The organism is Faecalibacillus sp. H12, from assembly GCF_013361255.1.
In the GTDB taxonomy this organism is placed as follows: domain Bacteria; phylum Bacillota_I; class Bacilli_A; order Erysipelotrichales; family Coprobacillaceae; genus Faecalibacillus; species Faecalibacillus intestinalis.
Map to the genome: position 1 here is coordinate 420,458 of NZ_JABWDK010000001.1, position 21,883 is coordinate 442,340.

Annotated in this window: 32 protein-coding genes; 7 read left to right on the forward strand and 25 right to left on the reverse strand. The window is 27.5% G+C overall.

Annotated features, from left to right (window positions below; translation table 11 throughout):
* Positions 1-2: 2 nt before the first annotated feature.
* The 5 genes from xseA to efp form a co-directional block, all read right to left on the reverse strand.
* Positions 3-1,334 (reverse strand): exodeoxyribonuclease VII large subunit, encoded by a 1,332-nt coding sequence (gene xseA, locus HUU89_RS02400; RefSeq protein ID WP_317992316.1) that lies wholly within the window; start codon positions 1,332-1,334, stop codon positions 3-5.
* Complete coding sequence (gene nusB / locus HUU89_RS02405) at positions 1,321-1,719, reverse strand: transcription antitermination factor NusB (protein ID WP_032090068.1); 399 nt, start codon at positions 1,717-1,719, stop codon at positions 1,321-1,323. Before nusB ends, xseA begins: the two co-directional genes overlap by 14 nt.
* A gap of 94 nt (positions 1,720-1,813) precedes the next feature.
* Complete coding sequence (locus HUU89_RS02410; RefSeq protein ID WP_022001561.1) at positions 1,814-2,128, reverse strand: Asp23/Gls24 family envelope stress response protein; 315 nt, start codon at positions 2,126-2,128, stop codon at positions 1,814-1,816.
* Between the two features lie 71 nt (positions 2,129-2,199).
* Positions 2,200-2,658 (reverse strand): SpoIIIAH-like family protein, encoded by a 459-nt coding sequence (locus HUU89_RS02415; RefSeq protein WP_032090069.1) that lies wholly within the window; start codon positions 2,656-2,658, stop codon positions 2,200-2,202.
* A gap of 73 nt (positions 2,659-2,731) precedes the next feature.
* A complete protein-coding gene (efp, locus tag HUU89_RS02420; RefSeq protein WP_022001559.1) occupies positions 2,732-3,289 on the reverse strand; it encodes an elongation factor P in 558 nt (185 codons plus the stop codon).
* 173 nt (positions 3,290-3,462) lie between these two features.
* Between efp and HUU89_RS02425 the strand changes: the two genes are divergently transcribed.
* The 7 genes from HUU89_RS02425 to HUU89_RS02455 are packed head-to-tail and all read left to right on the forward strand — an operon-like array spanning position 3,463 to position 7,088.
* Positions 3,463-4,422, forward strand: coding sequence for an ATPase, T2SS/T4P/T4SS family (locus HUU89_RS02425; RefSeq protein WP_022001558.1), 960 nt, complete (start codon positions 3,463-3,465; stop codon positions 4,420-4,422).
* Positions 4,412-5,413 (forward strand): type II secretion system F family protein, encoded by a 1,002-nt coding sequence (locus HUU89_RS02430; protein ID WP_175300906.1) that lies wholly within the window; start codon positions 4,412-4,414, stop codon positions 5,411-5,413. The genes HUU89_RS02425 and HUU89_RS02430 overlap by 11 nt, the downstream gene beginning before the upstream one ends.
* Positions 5,414-5,433: 20 nt before the next feature.
* Positions 5,434-5,745, forward strand: a complete 312-nt coding sequence (gene comGC / locus HUU89_RS02435) for a competence type IV pilus major pilin ComGC (RefSeq protein ID WP_022001556.1) — start codon at positions 5,434-5,436, stop codon at positions 5,743-5,745.
* Positions 5,732-6,139 carry a competence type IV pilus minor pilin ComGD gene (comGD, locus tag HUU89_RS02440; protein WP_175300907.1) on the forward strand — a complete coding sequence of 136 codons (408 nt, stop codon included), beginning with the start codon at positions 5,732-5,734 and terminating at the stop codon, positions 6,137-6,139. Before comGC ends, comGD begins: the two co-directional genes overlap by 14 nt.
* A complete protein-coding gene (locus HUU89_RS02445; protein WP_032090073.1) occupies positions 6,126-6,350 on the forward strand; it encodes a type II secretion system protein in 225 nt (74 codons plus the stop codon). Before comGD ends, HUU89_RS02445 begins: the two co-directional genes overlap by 14 nt.
* Complete coding sequence (locus HUU89_RS02450) at positions 6,326-6,736, forward strand: prepilin-type N-terminal cleavage/methylation domain-containing protein (RefSeq protein WP_022001553.1); 411 nt, start codon at positions 6,326-6,328, stop codon at positions 6,734-6,736. The genes HUU89_RS02445 and HUU89_RS02450 overlap by 25 nt, the downstream gene beginning before the upstream one ends.
* A complete protein-coding gene (locus tag HUU89_RS02455) occupies positions 6,717-7,088 on the forward strand; it encodes a hypothetical protein (protein ID WP_175300908.1) in 372 nt (123 codons plus the stop codon). The genes HUU89_RS02450 and HUU89_RS02455 overlap by 20 nt, the downstream gene beginning before the upstream one ends.
* Positions 7,089-7,097: 9 nt before the next feature.
* On the opposite strand, the gene HUU89_RS02460 is transcribed toward HUU89_RS02455, so the two are convergent.
* The 20 genes from HUU89_RS02460 to rimP all read right to left on the reverse strand — a co-directional run bounded on the left by HUU89_RS02460 (position 7,098) and on the right by rimP (position 21,854).
* Complete coding sequence (locus HUU89_RS02460; protein ID WP_175300909.1) at positions 7,098-7,715, reverse strand: MBL fold metallo-hydrolase; 618 nt, start codon at positions 7,713-7,715, stop codon at positions 7,098-7,100.
* 33 nt (positions 7,716-7,748) lie between these two features.
* Positions 7,749-7,898 (reverse strand): 50S ribosomal protein L33, encoded by a 150-nt coding sequence (gene rpmG / locus HUU89_RS02465; RefSeq protein ID WP_022001550.1) that lies wholly within the window; start codon positions 7,896-7,898, stop codon positions 7,749-7,751.
* Positions 7,899-7,970: 72 nt separating this feature from the next.
* Positions 7,971-10,106, reverse strand: coding sequence for a penicillin-binding transpeptidase domain-containing protein (locus tag HUU89_RS02470; protein ID WP_175300910.1), 2,136 nt, complete (start codon positions 10,104-10,106; stop codon positions 7,971-7,973).
* A gap of 122 nt (positions 10,107-10,228) precedes the next feature.
* Positions 10,229-12,037: a translation elongation factor 4 gene (gene lepA / locus HUU89_RS02475; RefSeq protein ID WP_175300911.1), complete on the reverse strand. Its 1,809-nt coding sequence runs from the start codon at positions 12,035-12,037 to the stop codon at positions 10,229-10,231.
* Positions 12,038-12,101: 64 nt separating this feature from the next.
* The gene (locus HUU89_RS02480) at positions 12,102-12,407 is read right to left on the reverse strand and encodes a hypothetical protein (protein WP_175300912.1); all 306 of its coding nucleotides are present in this window, start codon (positions 12,405-12,407) and stop codon (positions 12,102-12,104) included.
* Positions 12,408-12,558: 151 nt separating this feature from the next.
* Complete coding sequence (acpS, locus tag HUU89_RS02485; RefSeq protein WP_119363397.1) at positions 12,559-12,891, reverse strand: holo-ACP synthase; 333 nt, start codon at positions 12,889-12,891, stop codon at positions 12,559-12,561.
* A 2-nt stretch (positions 12,892-12,893) separates the two neighbouring features.
* A complete protein-coding gene (locus HUU89_RS02490) occupies positions 12,894-13,625 on the reverse strand; it encodes a hypothetical protein (RefSeq protein ID WP_175300913.1) in 732 nt (243 codons plus the stop codon).
* A gap of 24 nt (positions 13,626-13,649) precedes the next feature.
* Positions 13,650-13,970 (reverse strand): thioredoxin family protein, encoded by a 321-nt coding sequence (locus HUU89_RS02495; RefSeq protein ID WP_147580250.1) that lies wholly within the window; start codon positions 13,968-13,970, stop codon positions 13,650-13,652.
* A gap of 4 nt (positions 13,971-13,974) precedes the next feature.
* On the reverse strand, positions 13,975-14,622 hold the full coding sequence (trmB, locus tag HUU89_RS02500; protein WP_175300914.1) for a tRNA (guanosine(46)-N7)-methyltransferase TrmB: 648 nt from the start codon (positions 14,620-14,622) through the stop codon (positions 13,975-13,977).
* Positions 14,623-14,655: 33 nt separating this feature from the next.
* On the reverse strand, positions 14,656-15,372 hold the full coding sequence (locus HUU89_RS02505) for a pseudouridine synthase (protein WP_081918920.1): 717 nt from the start codon (positions 15,370-15,372) through the stop codon (positions 14,656-14,658).
* Positions 15,356-15,844: a hypothetical protein gene (locus tag HUU89_RS02510; RefSeq protein WP_119363400.1), complete on the reverse strand. Its 489-nt coding sequence runs from the start codon at positions 15,842-15,844 to the stop codon at positions 15,356-15,358. The genes HUU89_RS02505 and HUU89_RS02510 overlap by 17 nt, the downstream gene beginning before the upstream one ends.
* A gap of 61 nt (positions 15,845-15,905) precedes the next feature.
* A complete protein-coding gene (locus HUU89_RS02515; RefSeq protein WP_022001540.1) occupies positions 15,906-16,058 on the reverse strand; it encodes a DUF1540 domain-containing protein in 153 nt (50 codons plus the stop codon).
* 64 nt (positions 16,059-16,122) lie between these two features.
* Positions 16,123-16,341, reverse strand: coding sequence for a sporulation protein Cse60 (locus HUU89_RS02520; protein ID WP_227391653.1), 219 nt, complete (start codon positions 16,339-16,341; stop codon positions 16,123-16,125).
* Complete coding sequence (locus HUU89_RS02525; protein WP_175300915.1) at positions 16,341-17,219, reverse strand: aldose 1-epimerase family protein; 879 nt, start codon at positions 17,217-17,219, stop codon at positions 16,341-16,343. The genes HUU89_RS02520 and HUU89_RS02525 overlap by 1 nt, the downstream gene beginning before the upstream one ends.
* A 68-nt stretch (positions 17,220-17,287) precedes the next feature.
* The gene (rbfA, locus tag HUU89_RS02530; RefSeq protein ID WP_022001537.1) at positions 17,288-17,632 is read right to left on the reverse strand and encodes a 30S ribosome-binding factor RbfA; all 345 of its coding nucleotides are present in this window, start codon (positions 17,630-17,632) and stop codon (positions 17,288-17,290) included.
* Between the two features lie 12 nt (positions 17,633-17,644).
* Positions 17,645-19,489 carry a translation initiation factor IF-2 gene (gene infB / locus HUU89_RS02535; RefSeq protein ID WP_032090085.1) on the reverse strand — a complete coding sequence of 615 codons (1,845 nt, stop codon included), beginning with the start codon at positions 19,487-19,489 and terminating at the stop codon, positions 17,645-17,647.
* A gap of 4 nt (positions 19,490-19,493) precedes the next feature.
* On the reverse strand, positions 19,494-19,796 hold the full coding sequence (locus HUU89_RS02540) for a L7Ae/L30e/S12e/Gadd45 family ribosomal protein (protein ID WP_032090086.1): 303 nt from the start codon (positions 19,794-19,796) through the stop codon (positions 19,494-19,496).
* A complete protein-coding gene (gene rnpM / locus HUU89_RS02545) occupies positions 19,789-20,046 on the reverse strand; it encodes an RNase P modulator RnpM (protein WP_022001534.1) in 258 nt (85 codons plus the stop codon). The genes HUU89_RS02540 and rnpM overlap by 8 nt, the downstream gene beginning before the upstream one ends.
* Positions 20,047-20,057: 11 nt before the next feature.
* Positions 20,058-21,353 (reverse strand): transcription termination factor NusA, encoded by a 1,296-nt coding sequence (nusA, locus tag HUU89_RS02550; protein ID WP_175300965.1) that lies wholly within the window; start codon positions 21,351-21,353, stop codon positions 20,058-20,060.
* A gap of 33 nt (positions 21,354-21,386) precedes the next feature.
* On the reverse strand, positions 21,387-21,854 hold the full coding sequence (gene rimP, locus HUU89_RS02555; protein WP_032090087.1) for a ribosome maturation factor RimP: 468 nt from the start codon (positions 21,852-21,854) through the stop codon (positions 21,387-21,389).
* Positions 21,855-21,883 lie beyond the last annotated feature (29 nt).

Below are 21,883 nucleotides of genomic sequence, written 5' to 3' on the forward strand. Positions count from 1 at the left end.
CATTACTCCTTATGAATCGTTGCTTTAACGTAACCGTCTTTTAAATAGATAGAAACATTATCTTCATTATTTAAATCATCTATACTTGAAACATATTGATTTTCTTTTTTTACTAAAGCATAGCCCCTTTCTAACGTTTGTAAAGGACTTAATGCATTTAATTTAGAAATCAACATACTTAAGTTATTTTGATTGGCTTTAAGTTTATTATGAAAATTTATTTTTAATAAATTTTCATATGTTTGAATCTTTTGTTGATAATGACTTACAAATACTTTATTTTGAGATTGTAATTGTAAATTAAGTTTTGTATAAATAACCATATTATTATTTAAACGTTTTTCCATGAAATTAGAAATTTTATCTTGTAAATAAGAAACATATTGTAAGTGATCACCATATAGTTTTTCAGGATTTTTAAATAAATAAAAGTGTGTTAAGCGATTTAATCTTGTATTCAATGTTTCAATTTTATACTTCATATTTGATTTTAAAAGACCATCTAACATTGATAAATGCTTATACATATCTTCTATATTAGGTGTGGCTTCAATAGCTGCATAGGTAGGTGTTAACGCTCTTAAATCACATACATAATCACATATTGTAAAATCTATTTCATGCCCTATTCCACAAATAATAGGTGTTTTTAATTCAAAAATTGTTCTTGCTAATGCTTCTTCATTAAAATTCCATAAATCCTCTAACGAACCACCACCTCGTGCCAAAATAATGGTATTAAAGTGAAGTTCATCTACGAATTTCAAAGTTGAAATAATTTTCAAATATGCGTCTTTCCCCTGTACAGGTATAGGAAAAATGATAACTCTACACACAGGAAAACGTTTTTTTAAAGTACGCATTACATCCATTAATGCAGCACTAGGATATGCTGATAAAACAGCAATTTTGCTAGGGTAAGAAGGAATATTTTTTTTATATTTTTCATCAAACAAACCTTCTTGTAGTAATGATTTTTTCAAATTCTCAAATTTTAAAAATAATGAACCTACTCCATCAGGTTCAATATTTTTAACTATTAATTGATTATATCCTGTAACTGCATAAACAGAAACAGTTGCTTCTATTAAAACTGAATCACCATTTTTTACATCAAAATTTAATTGTTCAGCAAATCCTTTATACATAATCGCACTAATATGTGATTTACCATCTTTTAGTGTAAAATACAAATGACCAGAACTCATATTTCTTTTAAAATTAGATATTTCACCCTTGATGAAGACATGCTGTAATTGCATATCAACATCTATTTTTCGCTTTAAATAGTTATTTAAAGTAGAAACTGTTATATATTTTTTATCCAATGGCACCTAAAACTCCATTAATAAATTTATAAGCATCTTCATCACAGTATTTTTTTGCTAATTCAACTGCTTGATTAATTGAAATTTCTTTAGAAACTTCATTTCGTTCATAAATAGCTACATAAAGAATTGCTTTTTCCATTATAGAAAGACGATCAATTGACCATGATTTTTTCAAATTCTTTTCAATAAGAGGCACATATTCATCAATACGTTCAATCGTATTGAAAACAATTTCTTTACAAAGTTCAATTTCTCTTTCATCCATTCTTGGTTTATAACATTCGTTTAAATAATTCATAATTTCTTCTTCTGTTGAATTTGTTAAAAGATATTGGTAAACTGCAATAACAGCTTTTTCTCTAATTAATTTTTTTCTTACTTTTTCCATACACATTTCCTTCCAAAATATATTCATATTCTATCATAGTTTCTTACGAAATTAAATAAATAAACACAATAAAAAAGGAATTGCTAGACAATCCCTAGAATTTAATTTTATTGACATTAACATTCACTTTAACATTTCTAAAGCCAATATATCTATCAATAGCATTTACAACTTCATTTTGAATTTCACTAACAACTTTTCCAACATTAAGCCCATAATCAATGACAATGTCAATACCGATGATTACTTGATTATGATCATTGATTTCAATATTTACAGAATTTTTTCCACCATCAAAATCAATCCCGTTTATTTTACTCACTTCATGATTAGTAATTGCTTGAAAAACAGATAATTCAATATATTGTTCACCTAAATTATTTTTCTTTTCTACTGTATAGTATTCCATAAAATTACTCCTTTATATCTCTATACTTTATTTTATCTAAAAATCATTGATTATTCAAGTTAGAAGTATCATTAGTCTTCAACAAATTTAACTTCAATGATATATCCATTATATTTATTATGAATAAGCTTGATGATTTTATTAGCATCTTTCGAAGTTGCATCTTTTAATTTTACAACTACTTTCATGTGTTCACCATCAATCTCACAAAAACATTCTTTATACCCTTTATCAGTTAATAACTGACAGATATCTTTTTCATTTTTTATAATTGCTTTTGTTTTTTCATTAGAAGTAAGTGCTGTTGAAATTTCTTTTTCAGATGCTTTTGAAGAGGCAATTACCGTATTATTGTCATTAATTTTATTTTCATGATTTTTATTGAGTTCACTTTGCAAAATTTCTATTCTACTTAATGATTTTTTTGAGACCGTGTCACCTTGATCAATTGGTGGTACTAATAAATAATAAATTGATAAAACAAGAATCAATGTAAATAATGATAAAAATGTTATAGCTTGTTTATTCATGAACATCCCCTCATTACCTACTGTATGCAATCACGTTTTAGAATATGAAAAAACACTAGGTTTTGTCCTAGTGCTAAGCTCTGCCTGAATATTTTCCTTCAGCAGTTGAAATAACGACCATTTCTCCTTCATTAATAAATAAAGGGACTTTGATTTGGAATCCAGTTTCTAAAACAGCATTTTTTGTTGCTCCAGTTGCTGTATCTCCTTTAACCGCTTGTTCTGCTTCAGTAATTTGTAAAGTAACTTTATCAGGTAATTGTACACCTAATACTTCACCTTCAAAACTTCTAATCGTTGCTGTATCACTTTCTTTTAAGAAATTCTTTTCCCATTCTAAATTTTCAGCTGGAATTTCAATTTGTTCATATGTTTCTCCATCCATAAATACAAATGCATCCCCTGTATTATACAAGTATTGCATTTCTTTTTTATCGATTTGTGCTCTTTTTACTTTATCATTTCCACCGAATGTCATTTCAGTAGTAGATCCAGTACGTAAGTTTTTCATTTTAACTTTAATATTTGCTGCTGCTCTGGCAGTTTTATTATGAGAATAATCTAATACTACAAATAAATTTCCATCCATTTGAAAAGTAACACCTGGTTTTAAATCACTAACGTTAATCATAATAATCTCCTTTTTAATAATATCCTTGTTGATTGTAACAAAAAATTATTATGAATGGAATAGTTTTTTTATTTTTACAATCGATATTCTTACTATTTATATTTTTTGAAAAAAATTAACTTAAAAAAAGAAATTTAAGAATAAATTGTCTATATAATAATAGGAGGATTTTTATGGAGGAACTATTTGAACAGATTATTTATCAAGCTATTAAAAAAAATGTAAGTGATATTCATTTACAATGTACAGAGAAAGGAGTGATTAAATTTAGGATTTGTGGGGAACTACTTACTTATGAAACCTATGAAAAAACAAATATTATTCAATTAATGAATTATATTCGTTTCATTTCTAAAATTGATTTAAATTATTACCGTAAACCTCAAACAGGACATTATGTGTATGTTTTAAATAATAAAAAATATAACTTAAGAATTTCCTCACTTATTGGAAAAGATATGGATTCCATTGTTATTCGTATCCTAAATAATCATCAAAAATTATCATTAGAAAATATTAGTAAAGATATTCATGTTTATCAATTTTTAAAACAGATTGTCCAAAAGGATAGCGGATTATTTGTAATAAGTGGTGCAACTGGTTCTGGGAAATCTACAACATTATATGCTATTTTAGATGCAATTAATAAGATGTATAAAAAAAATATTATTACACTAGAGGATCCTATTGAAATCAATAAAGATTATTGTTTGCAAATTGAAATTGATGACAGAAAAGGTATCAGCTATCATGAATCGTTAAAACAAATATTAAGACATGACCCAGATGTCATAATGGTCGGTGAAGTACGTGATGAAAAGACAGCTCAATTAGCACTTACATGTGCTTTAACTGGACATCTTGTACTAACAACTATTCATGCAAGTAATTGTATAAATACGATTAAAAGATTAGAAAACTTAAACATTTCATCTCTTGATTTAGAAGATGTTCTTCTTGGTATCATGACACAAAAAATGCGTTTTAACGATAAAAAAGAAGTATTTATTTTAAGTGAATACATTGATCAAAAAAACTTATTAAAATATTTTGATCGAAAGAAAATAGATTACTATGATTTTTCGAAAGCTGCATGCACATTAAAAAATGTAGGTGTTTTAAATGAAAAATAAATTACTTAATTTTATTGATCTACTTATTTTTTTCTTTAATCAAGGATATTCATTACAAGAAACGCTTGATTTTTGCAGTTTGCTTAACTATGAAAAAGAAGTAAAGGAAATAAAGAACTATTTAAATCAAGGTTTTTCTCTTGACGAAATTTTTATAATGCTTCCCTTTCCTACTCTATTTAAAGAATATTATTCATTTTTTAAAAATGAATTCACATTAGAAACTGCATTAAAAAAGTCAATTGAAATTTGCAAAAAAAGAGATGAGTATAAAAATACTTTTTTAAAAAAATTGGCATATCCAATTATATTGCTTATTTTCTTATTTGTTTTTTCTATTTTTACTGTTTTTTACTTATTACCACAGGTTGAAATTTTATTTAACGATTTTGATATTCAAAAATCATTTATTATTCAATGTCTATTTGTATTATTACATGCAATTCCTGTTTTTTTAACACTAATTACTATAATAAATATTATTTTAATGATATTTATCTATCAAAGCATTGCAAAACAAAAATTCAATCAGATAGATTTTTTGATTAATCACACACATTTTATTAAAAAATTGATTTGTAAGTATTATTCGTTAAAGTTTGCAATTTATTATAATGAATTACTCATACAGCACTATGATACAACATCCATTATTGAAACTTTATATGATAAAATAACTGATAGTGATATTAAAATGATTGTTTATGAACTTTATCGTTTAATTATAAATGGTCATGATTTTAATTTAGCAGTTAATGATTTTCCTTATTTTTCAGATGATTTTAAAAAATTTATATCTATTATTCAAAATAGTCATGAAAACCAAAGTTTAGAAAATTATATCCAACTTACATTTATGCAATTAAATCAATTTGTTTCTAAATTTATAAAAATCATAGTTCCATTGATTTATGGTTTTGTTGCTACATTTGTAATTGTTGTGTATGTTTCAATAATAATTCCTATGATGAATGTTGTCTCAAATTTATAAAAAGGAGGATTATAAGGATTATGAATTCTAATAAAAAAGGTTTTACACTCATTGAAATGATTTTTTGTATTTCTGTAATACTAGTTATTTTACTGCTTGTTATTCCAAATGTTACAAGTAAAAATCGTTTAGTAAAAGAAAAAAGTTGTGATGCACAAATTGAAGTTGTTAACTCACAAATCATTTTGTACGAAATCGAGCATGGAGAATTACCAACTAGTATGTCTCAATTAACTTCTGGCAGCCATCCTTATTTAAAGGAAAAACAAGCTGTTTGTCCTTCAGGACTTGCCATAAGAATAAGTGATGGTGAAGCCTATGTTTCAAAATAAAGGATTTACTTTGATTGAAATGTTGTTAGTAATATCTATTATATTAACATTGTCAGTACTTTCGTTCCCTTTTATGAATACAAAAACAATTTATATAACGGATGAATGTGTAAAAAAACAAATAGGAATGATTATTAATCAGGCTAAAAGTAAGGCAATAATTAGTCATGAAAAAGTTAGTTTAATTGTATCAAAACAAGAAATATCTTTTATTGATCATCAAAAAAAATACAGAGTAGTTTTACCTAATAATTATTTTTTCAATAATATTAAAGAAATATATTTCAATAAAGATGGCAATATAAATCAAGCAAATCATATTGATCTCATTGCACCCAAAAAGAAATATACCATTATTTTTCATCTTGGAGCGGGTGATTATGAGTTTAAATAAAAAAGGTTTTACTTTGATTGAAAGTCTTTTTGCTTTTAGTATCTTTACTACTGTTATTATTCTATTAGTGTCTTTATATGTAACAAATTCAAAAACAAACATCAAAGTCAATCAAGAATACGAAACTTATCAGTCAGAGAAACAACAAATAGAATATACACTTAATTTAGATGAAGGAATAGAGACATGTCTAAAAAAGGCTTTACATTAGTAGAAGTATTATTGAGTTTATCTATCACATTACTTATTGTTTTAAACTGTTCATTACTAGTGAAAGTTTTAAAAATTTCTAATCAATCAAAATATATCGATACATCGCTAGAAAATGCAATATTTTCACTTAGTAATGAACTTATAACGGCTAAAAATATAGAATATGGTGATAGTTTAAGTTTTCTCGATGAAAATGACGATTCTCATAAAATAATACTACAAAACAAACGACTCGTTATTACACCTGGACACCATATTTTATATCATGACATTGATTCTGTATATTTTGAAAATACGAATGGATTTATCAAAATAAATTTAATGAGTAATAATAAAGAATATCAATTTATTGTAGGTAGTGATTATGAAAAAAAAGAAGAATAACGGAAATGTTCTACAAATCACCCTTATTTTATTGTTCATGCTTTCTCTTAATATATTTTCATTATGTCATTTGACAATTCTAAATAGTCGAGGTTTTCAATCTATAAAACAAACGAATGATATAAGACTACTTAAAAATATACTTATTGCAAATTATAAATACGAAAATCAAAATAGCATTTTATTAAGTAATTATTTAGAACTTGAAAATTACACAATTTCGTATACTGTTGATGATATGGGAGATTATTTTTTAATAGAAACAAGATTAAAAAATGATCGATATAAACTCAATATCACATTTTATCTTGAATTGGATAAAGAAAAAAATGTTATAAAAAAAGTAGAATAAATTGTTATTCTACTGAAGATATGGATTATTTAATTTTTCTTGTATTAAAGTTGTCAATTCACCGTGTCCAGGATATATTTCATAATCATCTTTTATTTCTTTAATTTTTTTTATACTATTTCTTGTGTCTGTTGAAGATGATGTTGGAAAATCAAATCTACCAATTCCATTTTTAAACAAAACATCTCCTGAAAAAATAACATGGTAATTTTTTAAGATGATAAAGCATGAACCAATTGTATGTCCTGGCAAATGTAAAAATTCAAAATGAAAGTCACCAATATCTATATCCTTATCAACAGCTGTTACTTTAGATTTAATTTTTAATTCACCGTAATAGTTAGATAAATTTAATTGATCATTGTAAATCATTTCATAATCATCTTGATGAATATAAACAGGGCAATTATATTTTTCTACTAATTCATCTATAGCTCCAATATGATCAAAGTGACCATGTGTTAATAAGATAGCAGTTAATTGTAAATTATTTTGTGTTAAATAATTTATAAGTAGCTCAGCCTTATCCCCTGGATCAATTAGAATCGAATGATTATTATTTTCTATCAAATAACAATTTGTTGACATTATTCCAAGTACAAATTTTTTAATAATTAATCTTTCCATAAAATATTCTCCAATAAAAAAATAAGCCTAAGCTTATTTTTTTTCTTTGTGTACAGTTTTTTTATTGCATCTAGGGCAATATTTATTTACTTCCATTCTATCTGGATGATTTCTTTTATTTTTAGTGTTGATATAATTTTCTTCTCCACATTCTGTACATTTTAAAATGATATTATCTCTCATGATTACACCTCCGCATCACTAAAACTTTCTTAAATATAATAACATATTAATTAATGAAATACTAGCATTTTTTTAATTTAAACCATATTTTTCTACATATTTATCAACAACTTGATGTGCAATAATTGGTGCAGATGAATCAGCGCCCGATGAAGAACGATCTTCTCTAAATGCAATACTAGCAAATGCAACTAATGGTTTACTATCTTCTGTTGCTGAAATATAACCAATTTGTAGATGGTTTGGGTGGTCAACATTTGAATTACCATCATATTTTTCAGCTGTTCCTGTCTTACAATAAACAGCATATGGCTTTTCTGACCAATACGTATGTGATGTTCCATCTGTTCTTGTAACACATGCGCGCATTCCAGCTTTTATTTGTTTAAATGCATCTGCCTGTGAAGAAACATCATCTTGAATATTTGTTTTGAATTTATAAGTTGTGTATCTATTTCCTTCTCCATCACTTTTAAATGATTCAATAAGGAAATGAGGTTGAACTTTTTTACCCATATTAGCAAGAGTACATGTATATTGTGCCAATTGAATTGGAGTATATGTGTCATATTGTCCGATACATGCATCTAATAAATGCCCAGGGGCAGTATCTCTTCCTTTATATCCGTCACTTTCATTTGGAACATCCAATCCAGTTTTAACACCTAAACCTAATTCACCAAAATCCCTTCTGATAGTAGAGAGAGTTTTGACAAAACGATTGAGATCAACATTTAAAGCGCCATGAGGTACATATTCAACACCAGCTAACTTCATAGCAATTCTAAACATATAAACATTTGATGACCAAGCAAGCGCATCTATTTCATTAATGTTTCCCATTGTTTTCCATGATTGTTTAGCTTTTGTAGAACCTTTAAACCAAAGCGGCTCATCTACAAAATAAGTATTAGGAACAATGATATTTTCTTTAAATCCTGTATATAATGTACCCGCTTTTGAAGTAGAACCAATTTCTACCGCTTCTAAAAAGTTACCTGTAGAAATATCTTTGACCTCGCCAGTTTCTTTGTTAATTTCTTTAGCTGACATAACTAAAATTTCTCCATTATTAGGATCCATCATTACAAAATACATTTTATTGAAATAAGTATTAAAGCTATTACATGTCGTTAATTCATTAGTAATAAGTTCATCAGCAAAAGATTGTAACTCTAAATCAATAGATAAGCGAATGTTATCTCCTTTTTCACCATTAACATTGTTTGTGATAATAGGATCACCATTACTATTATATTTAACAGAATATGATGAATTTGATGCTTTTAAAATATCTTCATATTGTTTTTCTAAACCACTTGTACCGACTCGTGAATTACCAGTATACCCTTTTGCAAGTAATTCTGTTTTTAATTCCGTAGGCAATCCTTGTCTTTTAGTTGTTAATTTTCCAATCAACGCGCCAAGTTGACCATTCACCATTGATTGACGAGACCACCCACTACTTATTTGAATACCTTTTAAAATATTTGTATTTTCTCCTATAACACTAGCTTCTTCGACTGTAATCCCTTCTACTAAAGTTACAGAACCTGTTTTACATCGTTTCATTAAATATTCAAAACGTGTTTGTTCTATTTCATCTTGTGTCATATTTTGATATATATATTCCATAGATAATTTAGAAACAATCAAATTGGTTTTTGCCTTAGAATAATCAGCATCATCAGGGTTTTCTGTTTTTAATTTTTTTAACTCTTTGTCACTTAACAAAGATTCTGCTAATTTTTCATGAGCAATAATAAAATAATCTTTTATATTTCTTTCAGTAATGTTATTAACGTTATTTTTAGAAAAGTCAATTGTAATTTTTTCACTTAAAAATTTTGCAATATACGTAATTTCTTTATTTGTAATTTTCTTAGGTGCATAATAATCAACACAAATAACATTTTGATTACCCATGATTTTTGTATAATTACGATCATAGATTTCTCCACGCGGTGCATCATTTGTATATGTTGTACTTCCATAAGTTTCCAGTTTAACTTCTAATGTATCAGCTTGAGTTAATTGTACATAAGCCAATCTAATAATTAAAATAAAAATTAAAACAAGTGTCACAGCAATTAGTTCAATTAATCTTTTAGATACAATTATATCAGATTTACTATTTTGATATTTCTTTTCTTCATTAAATCCATGAAATCTTACAGTAGCAGTTTTTTTGTTAAAAAACTTTGGCATATTTTTCCTCCTTCCTTGAACAATTATATTATACTTTAGATTATTAGTAAATTTGAATTAATCGATAATATAAATTTATTTAACATATTTAACATATTTAAAATAGCAGCGATTGCTGCTATTTATTCATCATCAACTGATAATATTGCCATGAAAGCTTCTTGTGGAATTTCAACACTTCCTACTGCCTTCATTCTCTTTTTACCTTCCTTTTGTTTTTCTAGAAGTTTCTTTTTACGCGAAATATCTCCACCATAACATTTAGCAAGGACGTTTTTACGCATTGCCTTAATTGTGGTTCTTGCAATGATCTTACCTTGTAATGCTGCTTGTACAAGAACTTCAAACATTTGTTTTGGAATAATTTCTTTTAATTTTTCACAAATTACTTTTCCTCTTGAATAAGCAAAATCTTTATGAACAATAGATGATAAAGCATCTACAACATCACCATTTAATAAAATATCCATTTTTTGCAATTTACTTTCTCGATATCCTATTAATTCATAATCAAATGAGGCGTATCCCTTTGTACTAGATTTCAATTTATCAAAGAAATCATAAACAATTTCTGATAAAGGAATATTATAAATAATATTACGACGTGTTTCATCAATATAATCTATATCAACATATTCTCCTCGTTTTGATTGACATAGTTCCATGATAGATCCAATATACTCATTTGGAGTCATAATTGAAGCTTTTACATAAGGCTCTTCAATATAATTTATTACTTGTGGAGATGGCATCATTGCAGGATTGTCAATTTCAACCATTGTTTTATCTGTTAAAAATACTTTATAAATAACAGATGGTGCAGTAGCAATAAGTTCTAAATCAAACTCTCTTTCTAATCTTTCTTGAATAACATCCATGTGTAATAATCCTAAAAAACCGCATCTAAAACCAAATCCCAATGCTTGTGATGTTTCTGGTTCAAAGACAAGAGACGAATCACTAAGTTGTATTTTTTCCAATGCTTCTCGTAAATTTTTATACTTAGAATTATCAACTGGATATAATCCACAATAAACCATAGGATTTAACTTTCTATACCCTGGCAATTGCTCATGACTTTCATTTTCTAAAGTTGTTATTGTATCCCCTACATGAACATTTTGAATAGATTTAATAGAAGCTGATATCCATCCAACTTCCCCACAAACTAATTTATCTTTTTTAACTTCCGCAGGAGTTCTTACACCTAATTCAGTTACTTCGTAAGTAGCTCCTGTAGCCATAAATTTAATTGTATCTCCAACCTTTATAGATCCTTCTTTAATTCTAACGAATACAACAACACCTCTATAGCTATCATAAAATGAATCAAAAATAAGTGCTTGAGTAAGATGATTAATATTCCCACTTGGTGCAGGAACCTCTTTAACAATCATCTCTAACACATCTTCAACGTTTAAGCCACTTTTAGCCGAGATACGAGGTGCATGGTCTGCAGGCAATCCAATAACATCTTCGATTTCTTGAATAACATGTTCAGGGTTTGCACTAGGTAAATCTACCTTATTTATAACTGGTAAAATTTCCAAATCATTATCTAAAGCCAAATAGACATTTGCCAATGTTTGTGCTTCCACACCTTGTGCTGCATCTACAACTAACACTGCTCCTTCACATGCAGCTAATGAACGAGATACTTCATAAGTAAAATCGACATGGCCAGGAGTATCAATAAGATGTAAAAGATAGGTATTTCCATCTTTTGCTTTGTATTGAAGTTGAACAGCATTCAATTTGATTGTAATGCCTCTTTCACGTTCTAACTCCATGCTGTCTAATAGTTGAGCCTTCATCTCTCTATTTGAAACCGCACCGGTCATTTCTAAAATACGATCCGCTAAAGTACTTTTCCCATGATCAATATGCGCTATGATTGAAAAATTTCTTATTTTATCTTGATTAATTGTCATTTATTTTCACCGACTTTCAATAATAGATTTTATCAAAAAACAATATAAATGACAATTTATTTATTTAAAAATATTTGTTTAAAATTTCAATGAGTTCTCCATATACAATCACTTCTTTAAAATCATAATTAGCCATTGTAAATTTATTAGCTATTAAACGCCCTCTAACAGCAATAATCATTCCAATTTGAGTAACATCAGACATCATGTCTTCTAGCCCCTTCCACAAAGCAATAGAAAAAACATCAAATTTTTCTTTTCCTATCTCCTCAGGAAATGGTCTTTTAACCTCAATGTCAATAAAAGCCATGTTTTCAACATGATATACATTTTTTACTATTTTTCCTACTAAAGAAATTGAATTTAACATAAACGATCCTCCTTAGTATTATCATAGTTCTTATAAAAAAATAATCATGCTAAATCGACTAAAAGGTCTATTTAAACGACTAAAAAACATATAAAAAACATTAATAAATATATCCTAAGATATATTTATTAATGTTTTATTACTCTATACTTTATTGATTAGGGTCATTATTTTCAATAACAACAAAGGCAACTGCATAATGATTTTCATGAGAAATAGAAACATGACAAGGCTCATCTTTAATATAGGGTTTACCATTTTCATCATTTAAACAGCATATCTCCTTAAATGATTTATAACCTGCTGCTTTTACAAATGCCTCTTTGACTGCAAATCTACCACCCACAAATTCTCTTTTTGCTTTATCATTACCTTTTGATAAATACAAAGAAAATTCATCTACATGTAAAATTTTCTTTGCAAGTTGATCCAAATGATTTAATCTTCTTAAATCACAAATATCTACACCAATTCCTTTAATCATCACTAATCCTTAAATTTCTTTTCATACAGACTCATCAATTCATCCAAAGACATATTGTCATCAATTTCATCAATTAAAGAATTTTGTTCCTCTGATTTTTTTTGACCAAAATCAAGTTTAAACTCCCCTGTTCGTTCCTCAATAATTTTAAGTTGATCTTGTTCTTCTTCAACAATTTTAGCAATATTTCTTAAATTATCTTCAACTGTTGGAAGCTTTTCTTCTTCAACAATTTCGGGTTCTATTGTTTTTTCATCATCAGTATTTGTTTCATCTTGAAAATCTTTTGAATCTTCAACAGCAGTAAGAACAGCTTCACTATCTGTTTCTTCTTTTTCTTCAAAATTACCATAATACGGAGATATTACTTGAACAAGTGAATTATCTTTTTTCTTTGGTTTTTTTACTGAATTTTTCTTAACTGTTTTAACTATTTCTTTTTTTTCTTCATGCATTCCAAACATTGGAGAAATGATATCCATCATTTCATAATTTTTCTTAATTTCGGGTTCTTCTTTCTTTTCTACTTTTTTTTCAACCTTTTTAACATTTTTGGAAGTAGTTTCTTTTGGTACTTGTTGACCTTCACTTTTTTTAGTAACTTCTTCTTTTTTAAATTCTTCGTCATAAATAAGTGGTTTAGAAAACTTTTCATTTCTTCTTTGTTCAACAATTGGGTCTACAGTTTCAAAAATATCATCATCGTTTGATTTTTTAAAAAAATGTTTAAACATAATAACTCCTTCCTTCAATACACTTTATTTTATTGATTGTATAAATGTTTCTATTTCTTCTTGCGTTTTTCTTAATTTACTTACAAAGCGACCTGTCTCTTGTCCATTTTCATAGCTGACAAAAGAAGGGATTCCTAAAATATCTAAATCTTGACATAAATCAATAAAATAATCTCTATTAATACTATAAAATGTAAAATTTGGATATTTTTTTACAACATTACCTATAAAAGGTTTGATAAACATACAATCAGGACACCAAGAAGCTGTAAATAAGATGATTGATTTTGTTTGAATAGCTTTTTCATATTCTTCTAATGAGTTTATTTCAATTAATTGATCCATTTTTTTACTCCTTACAATCACTAATAATCATTTTATAAATAGGTCCATTTACTGAAAATTTTCTTTCATATTCTGTCATAATATTATCACCTGCTTCTGGAGAATTATGTAAATCTAAAGAAACATAATCTAAATGATAATTATTTTCTGTTACTGACTGTAATGAATATTCAAATAGACCTCGATTATCTGTTTTAAATTCAATAACACCATCTTTTTTCAATAATCGACGATAAACATTTAAAAACGCTGAAGACGTTAAACGTCTTTTTGCATGTCTTTTTTTTGGCCAAGGATCACTAAAATTTAAAAATAAATGATCAATTTCACCATTTTCAAAAACATTTTCTAATTCAATTGCATCAAAATGCATTAATTTTAAATTAGGCAATGATTGATTTTTATTAATTTTATTAATTGCTGCTGCTAAGACACTTGGAAATTTTTCAATCCCTATGTAATTGTTTTCTGGATGTTTTAAAGCATTTTGATAAATAAAATCGCCTTTCCCCATTCCAATTTCTATATATAATGGCTGATTTATTTCAAATATATCATGATAATGACCTTTATGTTCTTCAGGCTTTAAGATAACTAAATCAGCATTCTCTTCCATAATTTCATAAGCTTTTGGGTTGTTTCTTAATCTCACAAAAAATCCTCCTTATTTTTTATACAAATAGTATCACAAATCATTCATTAAGTCGACTAATTCATCTTCGGATAATTCTCTAAATTTTCCAATTTGTAAAGAAGTATCTAATTTTAAATTCTTCATCTGTAACCTTTTTAAATAAGTTACTTTTTTACCGACACTTTCTACCATTTTTTTCACTTGATGAAACTTTCCTTCAAAAATTTCAATTAATACTTCAGATGTATTATCTTCAGTTTTTATAATGGATAAATTTGAACTTTGACATCTATAATGATCAATAGTAATTCCTTCTTTAAACTTTAAAATATCATTTTCATCCATTATTCCTTCGACACATGCATAGTACAATTTAGAATGATGTCGACTAGGTGCTAATAACTTATGTGCAAAATCTCCATCATTTGTTAGTAATAATAAACCCTCCGTATCCAAATCTAACCTTCCTACTGGAAATAAATCATACTGTTCATAACCATAAATCAAATCAACAACTGTAGGATGAACATTATCTTTTGTAGCAGAAACATAACCAGCAGGTTTATTAAGCATAATATAGACATATGGTTTATATGTAATAAGCTCACCATCAAAGATAATTTTATCTGTTTCATAATCTACTTTAAAATCATCCTTTTTTATAATACTTCCATTAACAGTAACAAAACCTTTTCTAATATAATTTTTTACTTCTTTTCTAGTTCCGATACCATAATGAGCTAATAATTTATCAAGTCGCATTACCATGTAAAATAATATACCTTTCTATTTGTTTATCCTCTGTGTTATATGTTAAATAGAGCTTAACATCAAATTTGTTTTTGGATGTTGTTCCTGATAAATTGATGCCTTTATAATAACCATTCTTCTTATCAATATAATTAGGCTTTAATGAAAAAGTATCCTTTTCTAATAAACCAATACTCGGAATATTTTTATCCTTTTTATCAATAAATGCGATTGCTTTAATATTTTTCATTTCAATAACAGGATTATTAATGATAATATCATACCGTATTTTTTTATTTGATATTTTATTAGTAACTAATTGAATTGAACAATCATCACAGCTTTCATCAAATGAAGTAGACATCTTTAAACGATTATAATAACTAACATATTCATTATATTGTTTTTTTGAATAAGATGTTGTATTTTTTTGACTTGAACAACCTAATAAAATAAATAAAGATAAAAAAATAATTAATCTATTTTTCATATAATCACCTTTTATATTATAACATAGAGACAATAAAAAAAAATTAAAATAGGAAATAATCCTATTTTAATTTAAAAGTTCCGCACTCTGTTTCTTGCTCATCACATGGTGAACTACAATTACATTTTGAAACTTTAATCTCATTTGCCAAACATTTATTATTAGAATCATGATATGCACATGTCGTAACTGAACATCTTACATCTTTTGCCATATGTTTCACCTCCGTTAATTATTTTAACCAATAATATAAAATCTATGCAAAAATAAAAGTCCTTTTATTTAGGACCTTTATCATCATATTCAATTAAACAACTAAAAGAGTATTCTAATTCAGATGAAAAACACATTGCAACACAATAATGCATCCGTATTATATGATATCCCAGTTTAAGAAAATCATTAATTTCATCTTGTAAGTCTAATTCATGAGTACATTCTATAAGTTTAACTTTCATAAACAAAGTATAATCTACAAAAATTAAAAAAATTGTCATTATTGGTTAATTTCTACAGCAAATTCAACTTCAAAATTTTTACCAACAGGTAATTCAACACAACTTTCTTTTTCTTTAAATTCACCATTAAAATCAGTATAGTCAGCATGTCCAACCCATGGTTCAATAGCAATTAATCCACCAACATGTTTTGCGGCCCAAAGTCCAACATGGTCAAAACCATTCATATGAAAAACAATTGATTTATCATGATTTAATGATTTAAGAGCAATATTTTCTGATTTAAAATTTTTAATAACAATTGCATCTGTATTAAAAAGCTCTTGTCTAACAAAAAATCTTTTTTCATTATCAAAGAAAGGTTTTTCAACTCTTGACATACCTCTTTTTTCAACATCAATTATTTTTCGATTACATGTTTCATTTTCTGAAAATTCTAAATAATAATCGTTGCTTGATTCATTTTCCATAAATGGACAAGCAAAAGCAGGATGTCCTCCAACTTGGAAATAAATAGGTTGATGATCCGTATTTTTTACTTCAATATGACATTTTAATTTATTTTCAACAAGTCTATATGTGACATTTAATTCAAATAAGAAAGGATATTGTTTTATAATTTCATCATTAGATTTTAATGAGAATATTACCTCAGTATCACTAACTTGGTTTATTTCAAATTCATTGTGTCTTGCAAAACCATGTTGTGTCATATGATACTCTTTACCATTAATCACACATGTATCATTTTTTAATGCTCCAACAATTGGAAATAAAATAGGTGCACTGTTTGCCCATTGAGATGCATCTCTTCTCCACATATAATTCAATTGATCTTTTTTCCCTTTAATTGAAATAATTTCTGCTCCTTTTGGATGTAAAGAAACAGTTAATAAATCATTAGATAATTCTACCATAATAATCCTCCTATCAGTATTTTCATTATATCATAAAATAAATTCTAAAAAAAAGAAAAAGATTATTTCTAATCTTTTTCATGTAATGAATTAATAATACTTTCAATTTTATTTCCATATTCTAAAGAAGTATCTAAAACAAAATGTAATTCAGGACACTTTCTTACTTTTAATTTTTTAGCAAGTAAATTACGAATGAATCCTTTAGATCTTTCTAATGCTTCCATTCCTTTTTCTTGATTATAATTTTTTCCTAAAAAAGTAACATACACTTTAGAAATAGATAAATCATTTGTTGTTTCAACAGCAGTAATTGTACACATACGTAAATCTCTATCACGTACTTCATTTTGTAAAATCAAAGAAACTTCTCTTAAAATTTGAGTATTTATTCTATCTGTTTTTAATGACATAAGACTCAACTCCTATTTTTTTTCTACTTCTTCCATAACATAACCTTCAATGATATCGCCTTCTTTAATATCATTATAGTTTTCAATGTTTAAACCACATTCAAAACCAGCATTGACTTCTTTAACATCATCTTTAAAACGTCTAAGTGAAGCAAGTTTTCCTTCGTATACAACAATACCATCACGAATCAAACGAATACCACAGTTTCTTTTAATTGAACCATCGGTAACATAACATCCTGCGATATTTCCTACTTTACTTGCTTTAATAACTTGTCTAATTTCTGCTTGACCAGTAATTACTTCATGATATTCTGGTGCTAACATACCTTTCATTGCAGTTTCAATTTCTTCAACCATTTTATAAATAACATTATGAAGACGAATTTCAACATTTTCTTCTTCTGCTTTATTTCTAACTTTTGCATCTGGTCTTACATTAAAACCATAAATAATTGCTTGAGAGGCACTTGCTAAAATAACATCAGATTCAGAAATTGCACCAACAGTTGAACGAATAACGTTAACACGCACACCATCTACATCGATTTTTTCTAATGAAGCTTTTACAGCTTCTGCAGTTCCTTGTACATCCGCTTTAACAATAATATTTAAATCAATAATTTGACCTTCTTTAATTTGAGAATACAAATCATCAAGAGATAAAGCAGCTCCAGAATTACGATCTTTTTCAATTTTAGCTTTCATACGTGTTTCACCAACACTACGTGCTTGTTTTTCAGTTTCGAAAACCATAAATTTATCACCGGCAACAGGAACTTCATTTAAACCTGTAATTTCTACTGGTGTACCTGGTAATGCTTCTTTAATAACACGTCCTTTATCGTCTAACATTTGTCTTACTCTACCATAAGCAGCACCAACAACGATTGGATCGCTTGCACGTAAAGTTCCGTTTTCAACCAATAATGTTGCAACAGCGCCTCTACCTTTATCAAGTTTACCCTCAACAACACTACCATATGCATAACGATTAGGATTTGCTTTTAAATCAGCTAATTCAGCAACAACCGTTAATGTTTCTAATAACTCTTCAATACCAATTTTCTTTTTAGCAGAGATTTCACAATAAACAGTATCTCCACCCCATTCTTCAGGTAATAATCCTTCTTCAGCCATTTCAGCTTTGATTCTTTCAGGATCAGCACCTTCTTTATCAATCTTATTAATTGCAACAACGATAGGAACTCCTGCAGCTTTTGCATGGTCAATAGCTTCTTTTGTTTGAGGCATCACACCATCATCAGCAGCAACAACGATAATAACAATATCAGTCACTTGTGCTCCACGTGCTCTCATTGCTGTAAAAGCTTCATGACCTGGTGTATCTAAAAATGTAACTTTTTTACCGTTTACTTCTACTTGATAAGCACCAATATGTTGAGTAATACCACCAAATTCACCATCAACAACTGCAGATTTTCTAATAGTATCTAGTAATGTTGTTTTTCCATGATCAACATGTCCCATAATTGTTACAACTGGACATCTTGGTTGTAAATCAGCTTCATCATCCACAACTTCAATATTTTCAAAATTAACTTCATCTACTGGAACATGTTTTTCACATTCACAACCATATTCTAAACAAATTAATTCAACTTGTTCATCATTTAATGATGAATTGATTGTTACCATAGTTCCTAATAAAAATAATACTTTTATAACATTAGCAGGTGTTTGTCCTAGCTTTTCAGCTAGTTCACCAACTGTAATTCCTTCTTCATAGGAAATCACACCATCTTTTATTACTGATGTTTCTTTCTTTGCAGGAAAGTTTGATTGTAATTGTTTCTTCTTTTGAGAACCTTTTTTCTTTTTAAATTGTTTTGCCATAAAATCAACCTCCTATCAATTCTTTTATTTTTTTCGCAAACCCTTGATTTGTAATACCTAATGCAACGCGATTATTTTTTCCAACTGCTTTTGAAATGGTTTCAATATTTTCATCAACAATGAAATAATCAACATGATAAAAATGACATTTATCAGTAATTTTTTTCTTAGTATTAGCACTAGCATCATTTGCAATAACAACAAGTTTTGTTTCATTTGCAGCGATACTTTTTATCAAAGTTTCTCCTGAAACAATTCCCTTTGCAACATTAGCAAGCCCTAATAAATTTAAATATTTTTTATTCATCACAATATTTTTTTAACTCCTCAAAAATTTCATCAGGAATTTCTACTTGTAAAGAACGAGATAAAACTTTTTTCTTTTTAGCAATTTCGATTGCTTCTAAGCTTCTTTTTAAATAAGCACCTCGTCCATTCATTTTACCAGTAGCATCTACAAATACTTGACCTTCTTTATTTCTTACAACACGAATTAACTCTTTTTTAGGTAATTGTTCATTTGTTGCAAGACATTTTCTAAGTGGAATTTTTCTCATTCTATCTCATCCTAATCTTCATCATAATATTTGTCATATTCGTCATAGTCGATATCTTCATCATATTTACTGTATTCATCATCTTCATAATCATCATAATCTTCATAATCTTCTACATCAGATTCTGAAGTGACTTCTTCAACTTCATTTTCGGTATTTTCTTTTTCTTCAACAACAGTTTCTTTTTCTTCTTGGTTATCTAGCATTTCTTGAGCAAATTCATCTTGGAATGTTTCATCAACAGGTAATTCTTCTTTTTGTTGAATTTGTTCCATTAACCCTAATTCAGTTGCTTCAGATAATGATTTAATATCAATTTTCCATCCAGTAAGTCTTACTGCTAAACGAGCATTTTGACCACGTTTACCAATAGCTAATGATAATTGATCATCAGGTACAATAACTAACGCACTATGTTTTTCTTCATCAACAGAAACAGTTAACACATCTGAAGGTGATAATGCATGTGAAATATAAACAACTGGGTCACTTGACCATTCAACGATATCAATCATTTCACCATGTAATTCATCAACAACGTTTTTAACTCTTGAACCCTTAGGTCCAACACAAGAACCAATAGGATCTAATCCTTCAACTGCAGTGTATACAGCAATTTTACTTCTTTCACCAGGTTCACGAGAAACAGATTTAATTTCAACTGTACCATCATAAACTTCAGGAACTTCTAATTCAAATAATCTTCTTACAAATTGTGGTTCTGTTCTGCTTACAACGATATGTGTTCCTTTAGTTCCACGATCAACGTCACTTACATATACTTTGACATGTTGTCCTTCATGTAATGTTTCTCCAGGAATTTGTTGATTTAGTCCTAAAAATGCTCCAGTTTTTCCAATATTGATAATAGCAAATTTAGGTTCAACACGATCAACAATACCTGTAATGATATCATCTTTTTTATCAGCAAATTCATTATATAATGTTTCTTTTTCAGTTTCGCGTATTTTTTGTCTGAAAAGTTGTTTTGTTTGAATTGCTGCTAAACGACCAATATGATCTACATCTGCTTCAGTTTCTACGATATCACCCACTTGGTAATTTGGGTTGATATCATGTGCTTCATCTAAAGATACTTCTAAATCTTCATCTTCTAAATCATCAACAACTGTTCTAATTTCAAATAATCTAATTTTTCCAGTTTTTTCATTAATTTCTACACGTACATTTGCTTCTGGAACCATATAATTTTTTTTATAAGCTTTTGCAATTGATTCCTTTAACATTTCTAAAAACACGTCTTTTTCAATACCTTTTTCTTCACATAAAGCATTTAAGGCGCTCATAAATTTTCTGTTACTAGCCACTTTTATTTCCTCCTAAAATTTTACAGCTAATCGTATAAATTGAATGTTATCATAATTGACAACAATTTTTTTCTTTATATTTTTTACAAGATATTCAAATTCTAATTCTTGATTATCAACAGATTTTAAATATCCTTCAACTTCATATAATCCGGCTTTAGGATTTTTAAATTTTGCATAAACATATTCACCAACAGATTTTTGAACTTGTTCAAAAGTTTTTAATGGTTTTTCAATTCCAGGTGAAGAGACTTCTAAAATGTATTCATCTTTAATTGGATCAGTTTCGTCAAGTTTATCACTAATTAACTCACTTACCGCAACACATGTATCCATATCTAGATACCCTTCATTTTTTTCGATATAAATACGTAAATACATTTCATTATTATCTTTTACATATTCAATATCATCTAAATAACAATCATTTTGTTCGATCAAAGGTAAGACCATTTCTTTAATACTTTCCAATAACTCCATTTTTTCACCCCATTCAATAATAAAGAGTG

Bases quoted from the DNA above. Each gene is read 5' to 3' on its own strand.
- HUU89_RS02450 (WP_022001553.1), top strand. From the start codon at position 6,326: ATGTCTAAAAAAGGCTTTACATTAGTAGAAGTATTATTGAGTTTATCT.
- HUU89_RS02425 (WP_022001558.1), top strand. From the start codon at position 3,463: ATGGAGGAACTATTTGAACAGATTATTTATCAAGCTATTAAAAAAAAT.
- HUU89_RS02490 (WP_175300913.1), bottom strand. From the start codon at position 13,625: ATGTTTAAACATTTTTTTAAAAAATCAAACGATGATGATATTTTTGAA.
- efp (WP_022001559.1), bottom strand. From the start codon at position 3,289: ATGATTAACGTTAGTGATTTAAAACCAGGTGTTACTTTTCAAATGGAT.
- HUU89_RS02505 (WP_081918920.1), bottom strand. From the start codon at position 15,372: ATGGTAATGCGACTTGATAAATTATTAGCTCATTATGGTATCGGAACT.
- HUU89_RS02495 (WP_147580250.1), bottom strand. From the start codon at position 13,970: ATGGATCAATTAATTGAAATAAACTCATTAGAAGAATATGAAAAAGCT.
- HUU89_RS02430 (WP_175300906.1), top strand. From the start codon at position 4,412: ATGAAAAATAAATTACTTAATTTTATTGATCTACTTATTTTTTTCTTT.
- HUU89_RS02415 (WP_032090069.1), bottom strand. From the start codon at position 2,658: ATGAATAAACAAGCTATAACATTTTTATCATTATTTACATTGATTCTT.
- infB (WP_032090085.1), bottom strand. From the start codon at position 19,489: ATGGCAAAACAATTTAAAAAGAAAAAAGGTTCTCAAAAGAAGAAACAA.
- lepA (WP_175300911.1), bottom strand. From the start codon at position 12,037: ATGACAATTAATCAAGATAAAATAAGAAATTTTTCAATCATAGCGCAT.
- nusB (WP_032090068.1), bottom strand. From the start codon at position 1,719: ATGGAAAAAGTAAGAAAAAAATTAATTAGAGAAAAAGCTGTTATTGCA.
- HUU89_RS02410 (WP_022001561.1), bottom strand. From the start codon at position 2,128: ATGGAATACTATACAGTAGAAAAGAAAAATAATTTAGGTGAACAATAT.
- HUU89_RS02520 (WP_227391653.1), bottom strand. From the start codon at position 16,341: ATGACAATTTTTTTAATTTTTGTAGATTATACTTTGTTTATGAAAGTT.
- HUU89_RS02480 (WP_175300912.1), bottom strand. From the start codon at position 12,407: ATGTTAAATTCAATTTCTTTAGTAGGAAAAATAGTAAAAAATGTATAT.
- comGC (WP_022001556.1), top strand. From the start codon at position 5,434: ATGAATTCTAATAAAAAAGGTTTTACACTCATTGAAATGATTTTTTGT.
- HUU89_RS02470 (WP_175300910.1), bottom strand. From the start codon at position 10,106: ATGCCAAAGTTTTTTAACAAAAAAACTGCTACTGTAAGATTTCATGGA.
- rbfA (WP_022001537.1), bottom strand. From the start codon at position 17,632: ATGTCATTAAAAACAGATAGAATAAATACTCAAATTTTAAGAGAAGTT.
- HUU89_RS02455 (WP_175300908.1), top strand. From the start codon at position 6,717: ATGAAAAAAAAGAAGAATAACGGAAATGTTCTACAAATCACCCTTATT.
- acpS (WP_119363397.1), bottom strand. From the start codon at position 12,891: ATGATTAAAGGAATTGGTGTAGATATTTGTGATTTAAGAAGATTAAAT.
- HUU89_RS02510 (WP_119363400.1), bottom strand. From the start codon at position 15,844: ATGAAAAATAGATTAATTATTTTTTTATCTTTATTTATTTTATTAGGT.
- HUU89_RS02460 (WP_175300909.1), bottom strand. From the start codon at position 7,715: ATGGAAAGATTAATTATTAAAAAATTTGTACTTGGAATAATGTCAACA.
- nusA (WP_175300965.1), bottom strand. From the start codon at position 21,353: ATGAGCGCCTTAAATGCTTTATGTGAAGAAAAAGGTATTGAAAAAGAC.
- rimP (WP_032090087.1), bottom strand. From the start codon at position 21,854: ATGGAGTTATTGGAAAGTATTAAAGAAATGGTCTTACCTTTGATCGAA.
- rnpM (WP_022001534.1), bottom strand. From the start codon at position 20,046: ATGAGAAAAATTCCACTTAGAAAATGTCTTGCAACAAATGAACAATTA.
- HUU89_RS02515 (WP_022001540.1), bottom strand. From the start codon at position 16,058: ATGGCAAAAGATGTAAGATGTTCAGTTACGACATGTGCATATCATGAT.
- comGD (WP_175300907.1), top strand. From the start codon at position 5,732: ATGTTTCAAAATAAAGGATTTACTTTGATTGAAATGTTGTTAGTAATA.
- HUU89_RS02525 (WP_175300915.1), bottom strand. From the start codon at position 17,219: ATGGTAGAATTATCTAATGATTTATTAACTGTTTCTTTACATCCAAAA.
- rpmG (WP_022001550.1), bottom strand. From the start codon at position 7,898: ATGAGAGATAATATCATTTTAAAATGTACAGAATGTGGAGAAGAAAAT.
- HUU89_RS02540 (WP_032090086.1), bottom strand. From the start codon at position 19,796: ATGAATAAAAAATATTTAAATTTATTAGGGCTTGCTAATGTTGCAAAG.
- HUU89_RS02445 (WP_032090073.1), top strand. From the start codon at position 6,126: ATGAGTTTAAATAAAAAAGGTTTTACTTTGATTGAAAGTCTTTTTGCT.